Annotated in this window: 6 protein-coding genes and 1 tRNA gene; 1 reads left to right on the top strand and 6 read right to left on the bottom strand. The window is 43.6% G+C overall.

Annotated elements, in window-relative coordinates; all coding sequences use genetic code 11:
* Positions 1–5 precede the first annotated feature (5 nt).
* The 3 genes from tig to CRENPOLYSF2_RS02025 all read right to left on the bottom strand — a co-directional run bounded on the left by tig (position 6) and on the right by CRENPOLYSF2_RS02025 (position 2,445).
* Positions 6–1,328, bottom strand: coding sequence for a trigger factor (gene tig / locus CRENPOLYSF2_RS02015; protein ID WP_087142297.1), 1,323 nt, complete (start codon positions 1,326–1,328; stop codon positions 6–8).
* 104 nt (positions 1,329–1,432) lie between these two features.
* Positions 1,433–1,517: transfer RNA gene (locus CRENPOLYSF2_RS02020), tRNA-Leu, on the bottom strand.
* A 76-nt stretch (positions 1,518–1,593) separates the two neighbouring features.
* The gene (locus CRENPOLYSF2_RS02025; RefSeq protein ID WP_087142298.1) at positions 1,594–2,445 is read right to left on the bottom strand and encodes a radical SAM protein; all 852 of its coding nucleotides are present in this window, start codon (positions 2,443–2,445) and stop codon (positions 1,594–1,596) included.
* Between the two features lie 68 nt (positions 2,446–2,513).
* Here CRENPOLYSF2_RS02025 and CRENPOLYSF2_RS02030 point away from each other — a divergent pair, with 68 nt between their 5' ends.
* Complete coding sequence (locus CRENPOLYSF2_RS02030) at positions 2,514–3,884, top strand: PepSY-associated TM helix domain-containing protein (protein ID WP_087142299.1); 1,371 nt, start codon at positions 2,514–2,516, stop codon at positions 3,882–3,884.
* Here CRENPOLYSF2_RS02030 and CRENPOLYSF2_RS02035 read toward each other — a convergent pair.
* The 3 genes from CRENPOLYSF2_RS02035 to CRENPOLYSF2_RS02045 all read right to left on the bottom strand — a co-directional run bounded on the left by CRENPOLYSF2_RS02035 (position 3,796) and on the right by CRENPOLYSF2_RS02045 (position 8,988).
* Positions 3,796–6,165: an alpha/beta fold hydrolase gene (locus CRENPOLYSF2_RS02035; RefSeq protein ID WP_087142300.1), complete on the bottom strand. Its 2,370-nt coding sequence runs from the start codon at positions 6,163–6,165 to the stop codon at positions 3,796–3,798. The genes CRENPOLYSF2_RS02030 and CRENPOLYSF2_RS02035 overlap by 89 nt on opposite strands.
* A gap of 5 nt (positions 6,166–6,170) precedes the next feature.
* Positions 6,171–7,127, bottom strand: a complete 957-nt coding sequence (locus CRENPOLYSF2_RS02040; protein ID WP_087142301.1) for an MlaA family lipoprotein — start codon at positions 7,125–7,127, stop codon at positions 6,171–6,173.
* Positions 7,128–7,431: 304 nt separating this feature from the next.
* A complete protein-coding gene (locus tag CRENPOLYSF2_RS02045; RefSeq protein WP_176371001.1) occupies positions 7,432–8,988 on the bottom strand; it encodes a hypothetical protein in 1,557 nt (518 codons plus the stop codon).
* Positions 8,989–9,256 lie beyond the last annotated feature (268 nt).

Below are 9,256 nucleotides of genomic sequence, written 5' to 3' on the forward strand. Positions count from 1 at the left end.
CGCTCCTAACGTTGTTGTTTGTCCATGATTTCACTGAAACTTAACGACTGATCGACTATTGTCGCATGTGCAGCCAACCATTCCACTGTTTGTTCTTCTAAAACCATTTGGTGAATGTCATTCATGCGCTTGGTGTCGGCATAATAATATTCAACGACTTCTTCCGGTCTTTCAAAACTTTGTGCCATATTGTTTACAACCGTGCGTACTTTCGTTTCGTCCAGTTGGATATTTTGTTGTTCAATGATTTTACGTAAAATCAATGATAAAGCCACGCGGGTTTTGGCGGTATCTTCAAATATTTCACGCGGAAGATTTAGCTCTTCCATGCTGATTTTTTGTTTTTTGGCATTTTCCAAATAAGGCTTGGCCAAATTATTGATTTCTTCGTCAATCAGGGCTTTAGGCAACGGCAGTTGTACTGTTGTGTACAAGCTGCTAAGTACAGCGGCCTTAAATTGATCTTTTAGGGCTTGTTCCAGTTCTCTTTCCATTGTGACTTTTACGTCATCACGGAAAGATTCTACTGTACCGCCTTCAAGGCCGTAGGCTTTTACAAATTCGTCATCAATTTCAGGCAATGCCGAAGTTTCTTCAACTTTAATGACATCAACTGTAAATTGCGCCGGCTTACCTGCTAAGTTAGCGTTTGGGTAGTCATCAGGAAAGTTTAATGGGAAGGTTTTATTGTCACCGGTTTTAAGGTCGAGCAGGTTTTCTTCGAAACCAGCAATCATTTGTTGGGTACCAATAACCACGCTGAAATCAGCGCCACTGTCGTTTTTATCAATTCTGCCGGTGCTAAAGCTGCCGTCATCCAGTGTCGCTGAAAAGCTAATGCTAACGCGATCGCCTGATTTGGCGGCACGGTCGACTAGTTGCCAGGTTTGACGCATGAACTTTAATTTTTCGATCATGATGTCAACGTCGGTTTCTTGTACCGATGCAATAGGGCGGGTAACTTCTAACGTATCTAAAGCATCCAGAGATACGTTAGGCGATACTTCAAAAGCGGCGGTGTAGGTTAAACCTTCTGCATCATTTAAGAACTCAATCACGGGGTAATCAACCGGCATGATGTCTTGTTGCTTCAGGGCTTCAGGGTAAGTGGATTTGAGTAATTCTTCGGCCACTTCTGTGCGTATTTGTGCGCCGTACATTTTTTTGACGACTTGCTGAGGTACTTTACCAGGGCGAAAACCATCAATTTTGACTTTGCTTGCCAATGATTGTAAACGTGCTGCCATTTTTTGCTGAACAACGGCTGCGGGCACGCTAACAGTCATTTTTATGCCTAATTCTGATGTCTTTTCGACAGAAACTTGCATTTCTTTACCTCAAATAAGTTACGATGAATTTTACGGAATACGGGTGCGGCTCAAAAGACCTGAAAAGTTAGCCAACTAAAGTGTAGCTAATTTTAGTAAATAAGTGGTGCGAATGGAGAGACTCGAACTCTCGCAGGGTTACCTACTGGAACCTAAATCCAGCGCGTCTACCAATTCCGCCACATTCGCACTTATGTTGAACCTGCCATTATAGCGGTAATATAGGTATGACAACAAGTGTTAAATTTAACACTGTGCCCCATGTTTAGTCGCTAATAGTCACAGTGTAGCCTAATAATCTGATTTTTAAAGCAAAGGCACGGAGTTGATCTGGCGATAATTTTTTTAGAAGATTCGCTTCAGCTTGTAAAGATGTTCTGGCAAGTGTGTATAGCATTATAGTGGTGACTTTGCTGTTTTGTTTAATGCGGGTGAGCAAGTTTAAAAAGGCCGTTTGTTCTTGTTCAGAAAACCCTTGATTGTCATAATCGACTAAACAGGTTTGTAATTTGGTAGGGCAGATACTGGCGGATAGTATTAGATTTTTTAAACTGCTTTGCCAGCTTTGAGCGCAATTATTAAGGCGTGCGCGGCCTATGTCAGTAGCGCTATCAAATTTAAACCAGACTTCACCGCCGTAGCGATGTAAGCTTTTTAAGCCTTGTTGCACGCTAGGTAAATGCACTAAGCTACCATTGGTAATAAGCACAAAATTGCTTTGCGGCAATATATTTTGCTCGGTTGCTATTTTGCCAATTAACGCTACCGCTTTGTTAAAGTCTGGTAACGATGTGGGTTCGCCGTTACCAGAGATTGCGATGTCTTTGATAACGCGTTGTGAAACAGCTATGTTAAAACGCGTGTAAAAATCCCCGTGCAGTACGTCGTTTAAAAAAAAGCGTAATTCTGCTTCTAGTAAGGCAAAATCCATGTCGGGTGCGCTGCCGCGTTTAAGATCAGGTACTTGGCAATACACGCAGCGCCAGTTACAGGCGTTGTTGGTATTAAAATTAATGCCAATGGATAAGCCGCCCGCTCGCCGTGAGATGACCGGATAAATGTATTTTAAACCGGCAATATCGCGGCTGTGGTCAGTGGTGGTGAGTGTAGCTGCCATAACGATGTGTTTACCTCAGGGTTGTTACCCCAAGACTGCTTGGTAAATTTCAGTTTGGGTGTGGGATAATGGTTATTTTAATCCAAAATACTGTCATGCAAAGCTTTGTTCAACGTTTTCCGATGCGGCTCATTTGGTTGAAAGCGCATTTGTGGCTAGCATTATCCGCTGGCTTATTTTTTGTATTAGTAGGATTAACCGGCAGTCTCAGTGTGTATCGAGAAGATATCGACGATTTTTTTAATCCGCAACTGGTTATTGCGCATCCACAGGGTGAATGGCAATCATTAGATCGTATTATGGCCTCGGTACGAAATGCACATCCTAAACGCTATGGTTCGTGGACGCTGGAAATGCCTCGCTCACCACACAGTATGATGACAGTTTGGTACGATAAACCAACTGAGACTTTTTTTGAATTATACGCACCGCTGATGGTATCGGTAAATCCGTATACGGCGGAAGTGGTTAGCAGTCGATTTTGGGGCGCAACCCTGACGACGTGGTTACTAGATTTACACACGCAGCTATTAATGAACCGTTTTGGTTGGAATACGGTAGGTATTTTAGGTGTGTTATTAATATTGTCGGTGTGCAGTGGGCTTTGCCTGTGGTGGCCAGGTTATAAAAATATTGTTTCGGCATTAAAGGTCAATTACCGAACGGGCGTAATAAAACTGTTGTTTGATGTGCATCGACTCACCGGCGTACTGATTGCACCGGTGCTGATAGTGTTGGCTTTAACCGGCGTTATGCTGAGTTATCCTGAGTTTTTAGAAAAGCTGGTGGGTACTTCTGGTATGGCACATGGTGAAACCGGACGCAGTATTGCCAGCACCGCGAACCCGAACGATCATCCAACGGGCATAGAATCGGCTGAGTTTATTGCCCGTGGTAGTTTTCCGCGTTCCACGTTAAGACGTGTTACTACCCCTACGGGTGATAGCGGTATTTACCGAATTAATTTACGGCAACCGGGCGAGGTTAATCAGCGCCACCCGTTTACTACAGTGTGGGTAGATCGCTGGAGTGGACAGACCCGTGAGGTGCGTGATCCCTACCAATTTTCAGCAGGTGAAACCGCGTTAACCTGGATTTGGCCGTTGCATACCGGTGAGGCATTAGGTTCTAAAGCTCGGTTTATTTGGTTTTTATCGGGCTTTGGACTGTGCTTTTTATATGTCAGTGGTGTGCTGCGTTGGTTACATCGGCGCGGCAAAATACAGGACAGACCGGTTGATGTGACGGTATTACGAAGGCTCGCTCAGCAAAGTTTAAAGATGCTGATGCAGGGTATTGCGTTAATGATACCGTGTATTAAACGCGTGATAAACACTGCGCGGCCTTATATTAAAGCGGCTGCTTTAACGACGTTACAGTGGTTTTATCGCTTACGTGCGCTGTGGCGTAATCGGCAGAAGCGGTTAGACAAGTTGTAACCGGCTGACAACTACACATAAAAGTGCGTATGGCATCCCAAGTGCCACCGATATTGTCCATTAAAATACCGTGACGATGGGTGTTGATGACCACGAGTTGTTTTTGGACAGTGGTGAGTTTATCCATTATATCGGTAGCGCTTTTAAAGGCGACAACTGGATCGTTATCTGCCTGAACGATTAATACCGGTATGTCGATATCTGCCAAACAGGCATTCATGGCTTCGATAAGCCGTCGTAATTCATATAAACTTTTAACGGGCATATGGCGGTAATTGATTAAAGGGTGCTCAGAACCGTTTTCGATAAATGGTTTGATACCTTCATAGGATGAAAGCCAGTCAATCAATGTATTGGCGCTGTGTAATAACGGCACTAGCATAAACGCGGGATTAACAAATTTAACCGGCACTGCGCTGGCACACACGCCGATAATTTGTGGCCGTTTTTCAGCCGCGAGTTTTAAGGCTAATGCACCGCCGGTAGAAAAGCCACTGACGAAAATCTGCGGGCAATGTGCGCTTAAAATATCAAAACCTCTCAACACAGAAGCATACCAGTCTTCAAAGGTTTGTTGGCGCAAGGCGTAGGGTGAAGAGCCGTGGCCTTTTAAGCGTACTCCCATAACCGTATACCCCTGTTGTACCAAATGGTTGCCATAATCTTTTAATTCGGCAGGGCTGGCAAGCAGGCCATGTATTAGCAGTACCCCTACGCTGTTACTGCTTTCTGGGGTCAGTAAAAAAGGTGAGGGGTCGGCTTCGGCGGTTTCTTGGCTGTTAATATCATTGTATTGGCTTTTTCGGTAGGCGTGATATTCCCAGATTAAATCGCGGCATTCATCTTCAAAATACCACGCCGCCAGTTGTTTTTTATCAAACGTGTGGCATTGTGCTAACGCGCTGATAATAGTGTCGCGAACCGCTGTAATCGGCTCTACTTCGTTGTCGTAAACAGCAATCAGATTTTCCAGTCGGATGCTGTCGAAATCTTGTTCTTGCAAAAGCTTGGGTAAGAATTGATAGCTGTCAGCATGCTCAATAAGCAGTTCGCTGTCTTGGGCGGCGTGGATAAAATGTTGGAAGCGTGTACTGGTTCCGGTGATTAAATCGTTATAATCCAGTGGATTAAGCAGGCTGCGGTGCAAGTTAATATGGGTGTTGTGCTGTAAGTGTTTAACCGCTATGTACAGTGCGGTTAAAAAATCGCTACGAGAAATTGTGTTGCGACCATTTTCGATGCAGTGCATGATCAGCGTAGCGGCAAGGTGGCTTAAATTAACAGTGACATTGGTGTAAATTGCCTGCATGTACTGATTACGAATATTGATAGCGTTGCTTTTAAGATATAACCCCAGCAGGTGCTGCTGACAATTTTTAGGGCTGGCATTGATGGCAAATACGGCATCGAGACTGTCAAAATCGGCTGTTGTGGCTTGCAGTAGCTGGCGCGACCACCAGGTTGATGTAATACAAGGGTCAATGGGTTGCCCCATACGGATATCCATATCGGTATTTTTGAGCAGAATATTGCCTTCAACCAGCAATTCTTCAGTTTGGCGAAAACTCAGGTTATTTGTAAATAACTCAACCCCAGTGGACAGCCAGTTTTTGGAGGTTTGAATCGGGTAAAAGGTAATATTGGCGGGGATAATGCGCGTGGGTTTTAAGGCATTAATTAATAATTGATCGACACTGTCGAGTTTAAGGTGTTCTTGCCAGCGTGCCAGTTGAGCATGGTTTTTAGCGTTGTAAGTTTTGCGTATCGCGGCTTTAAAAATTTCTAAACCCTGTGCCAGAACAGCGGCTCCGGTATGTTGTTTGCGTCTTTCGCCGGAGATGCGCGAGTAGATATTGTATTGTCCTTGGTGATCCAGCACCCTGTGGTCTTTAACCATGCCGCCTTCAGGAAAAATGATGACTTTGTGGCCGCGCAGTATGTGCGCTGCCAGTAAAGAAAATAATCGCGGGTGATCGTGGGGCAGTGCGCCTACTTTTTGCAGATAACTGGCCAATAAGCTATCGTCTTTAAAAAACTCACTGGAAGCGACGGCGCAACTGTAAGCTCCGGTTTGTTCAAAAATTAAAAATTGCGGGATAAAGGTTTCAAAGCGGGCAAAATGATTAAATAAAAAAATATCGCCTTCTTGTACCTGGCTATCACCGTGAATTTTTATTTTGACGCTGAGCAATTTGGTGACTGCGCTGATCATTTTTACTGAGCGATGATAAATTGTTGTATCAATAGCGTACCAATCATCGGGATAGTCTGTATTGGGCATAAGGCTTAATCCGGTGCAGACAATTCCAAAAAACGTTTGGAGTTGTCAATAATAGGAACGGGGGCGTTGATAATCGGCGGTAATTTTTTAGAATTGTCTATAACAGGAATACCGTCGCTACTATAACCTAGCCCCCCTGAGCTATTACTGGGATCAAGCGTTTGCGTACTGGCAATACCCGTGTCTGTGCTATTCGTATCAGGTTGGTCGGCTAATAAATCATCACCGTCTGCGGTGGGTGGGCTGCCGTCATGAATTAAATATTCACGGTGTTGTGTATAGGCATTTTTAATAAAATCGTAACGATCAATAGCACCTTCATCGACAATTTTTTCAGTCGACATCAAATCTGATCGGGTGTCGGTTACATCTAACACGGTTGTGCCTGTGGTAGCTGCACTGGCCGCTACGCCGCCAAACATCGACACATAGGTTAAGGGGTTTAATAGCGCGTCACCCACTAAACCGACGGCATCGCGCGGTGAGCTGGCACCAAAAAATGGCAATACCGTGTAAGAGCCGGAGGGCACCCCCCAAAAACCTAAAGTTTGGCCAAAATCTTCGTTATGCTTAGGCAATTTTAGTTTGGAAGCCACATCAAAAATACCGCCTAGCCCCGCCGTTGAATTAATGACAAAACGACTAACATCCATGCCGCTTTGCAAAAATTTAAGTTGCAGCAAGTCATTAACAGACACACCGATATCGCTTATATTACTGAAAAAATTGGTAACACCGGTATTTATCGGTTTAGGAGCGGTGTTTTTGTAACTCTTAGCCATCGGTTTTAAGATCGCTTTATCGACATCGTTATTAAAAGATGATGTCGTGCGATTCCATGATTCCCATGGATCGGCAGGATTTTTAGCAGGTTGCTGCGCCGCGCAACCGATAAAATTGCCTGCGATAATAAAGCCCAGCGCGGTAAGTTGCTTACAAGGCGTGTGTTTTTTCAGGTTCATACGGTTTCTTCCAATCGGTTTAGCGTGATTTGAATAGTGGTAATGACTTGGATTACATTGATAGTTTAGTGCGTGTTGCGTTATTTCAAAGTTTGCTATCAACCTTGAAAGGGCGTTTTAATCCAGATTGGCGTGAGTTAACATATTGCAATAACATCTTGTATTCAATGTTGTAGTTGTTAGGTCACGCCAATCTGTGGTGCGTATTGTTGCTCTGTTTTAAGATATAAGCCGAGTGCGTGATGTGAGGTGCATAAAATTGGTCGCTTTAACACTTTACATCTTGGCGATAATAACTATCAGTTTAGTTGACTTGAATAATTTGATAGCGATTTAAAAATTCGGTTGAATGCAGTTGGCGCATTTGGCGGTATCGGTTGTTACTGTGTTCTTTTTTAATAAAAATATATTCATCGGGATGGAAGCCATTATTTAATACCAATACGCTTTCAGGCTGTCGATTGCTGTCTTCTCTAGGCAAATAAATGGCATCGATTTCAGTATCGGGTTGTCCTGCGTTAGATATTTTTATGGCTTGGGCATTAATCCCCAATAATTCTACGCCAATTTTGGTATCGCTTTCTTCTGATTGCGATAACCAACGAATAAAGCCGATATTGAGTGACTTTTGTTGTAAACCGATAATATTGCCTACTTTGGGTTTAATGCGTTTGTTGGGCCATAAGACACCGCAGCCATTTTTACTTTTATCAATTAATTTGACATGGGTATCGGCAGGACGTGTCGTGTTAAAAATAGCGGAAAGCTCAGGCGGCGTTGTTGGCTGTCTATTATAGCCAGCACCGATATTAGCAGTAATGCGGTGCAGTGCGCCGGTTGCTTTTAAGTCGATATAGCCTTTGGCATTGGCTGTGTAGGCATTTTCCAAGGCCTGATTACGCAAATAATCGATCAAATGTTCGAAATTAATCAAGGCCATGCACGGTGTGTTTACCGGCACTCTTTCGTGTTTACGCTGTGTGTTAGATGTCAGTGCTTTTGCTAGGCGTAATAACATTAACTGATCTAAATAAGAATGCTCTAATTCTTTATCGTAAGCGGCTTCAAGTACTTTGCTGGCAACATCGACAGCTGCTGTGTAAAGCACGTAAGGATCATCTTTATCTACGTCATCGGTTGGATTGCTGGGTGGCAAATCACGTCTAAGATGCACCCACGGCGTGCCTCTGAATTTTTTTTCGGGTACGTTTTTTAACAGTTTGGCGTGTATGGAATACTGCCCCAGTAACGCGTAGACGACTCGCATTTCCTGCGGTGAAAATTGATTGGTATGGCTTAAATAAAAGACTAAAACATGTTTGAAAGCATTGGTGATACTTTCGCCACTGTATTTTATGGTTTCTTTATGGTGCGCCAGTCGATAAAAATGATAGCAATCAGACCAAAAATTGGCGTAAGGGCGATTGTAAAGCTGACTCATGTACAGCAATGCTTTGCTTAAAGCTTGTAGGCCGTGGGTAATGAGTAATGATTTTTGTTGTTGTGAATAGTAAGTGTTTTTCTTAAAGGCTTCTTCCATGCTTAACATTTTGTAGCTGTTTGCCAATTCTACGCAGCTCCAAATAGAGAAATCGTACACGGTATTTTCATCGGCATCAAACGGGTGTAGGTTTTGATTAATAACCGGTTGCGTAGTGATACGTGCCGTTAATTGAAAAAGCACGGGTGCTATTTTTTCCAGTATTAGTAAACGGGTTTTTCCTGCTACCGGCGTTTTGTTGAGTGTGAGCAAAATATGTAACAGCTGTTCGCAGCTTTGCACTTCGTCCTCAAGGTTGAGCGATTTAAACCAGCGCAGAAAATCCATATCATTCACTGCAAAGGGAAGTGGTCGGGACATGGCAATCGGACAATATCTAAACATCTTTTTGACACCAGAAATTATGAGTAATAGATGACGACAGAGATTATCGGTAAACGAACGGTCTTGTCAATCAGAGCACTTTTTTATCCAAACGAGCGAAAACCCCCGCCGCTTTAAAGCGGGGATGAAAGCGCCCCGTACGGCAATAGACTGAGCCCTTAAAAGGGGGTTAGTTTATTGTTTAGGAGCGTGCATGAAATAACTTGAACAACTTAAACGCCACCACCGTTCGTGCTGAGCCTGT

The sequence above is a fragment of the Crenothrix polyspora genome, from assembly GCF_900163755.1.
GTDB lineage: Bacteria > Pseudomonadota > Gammaproteobacteria > Methylococcales > Methylomonadaceae > Crenothrix > Crenothrix polyspora.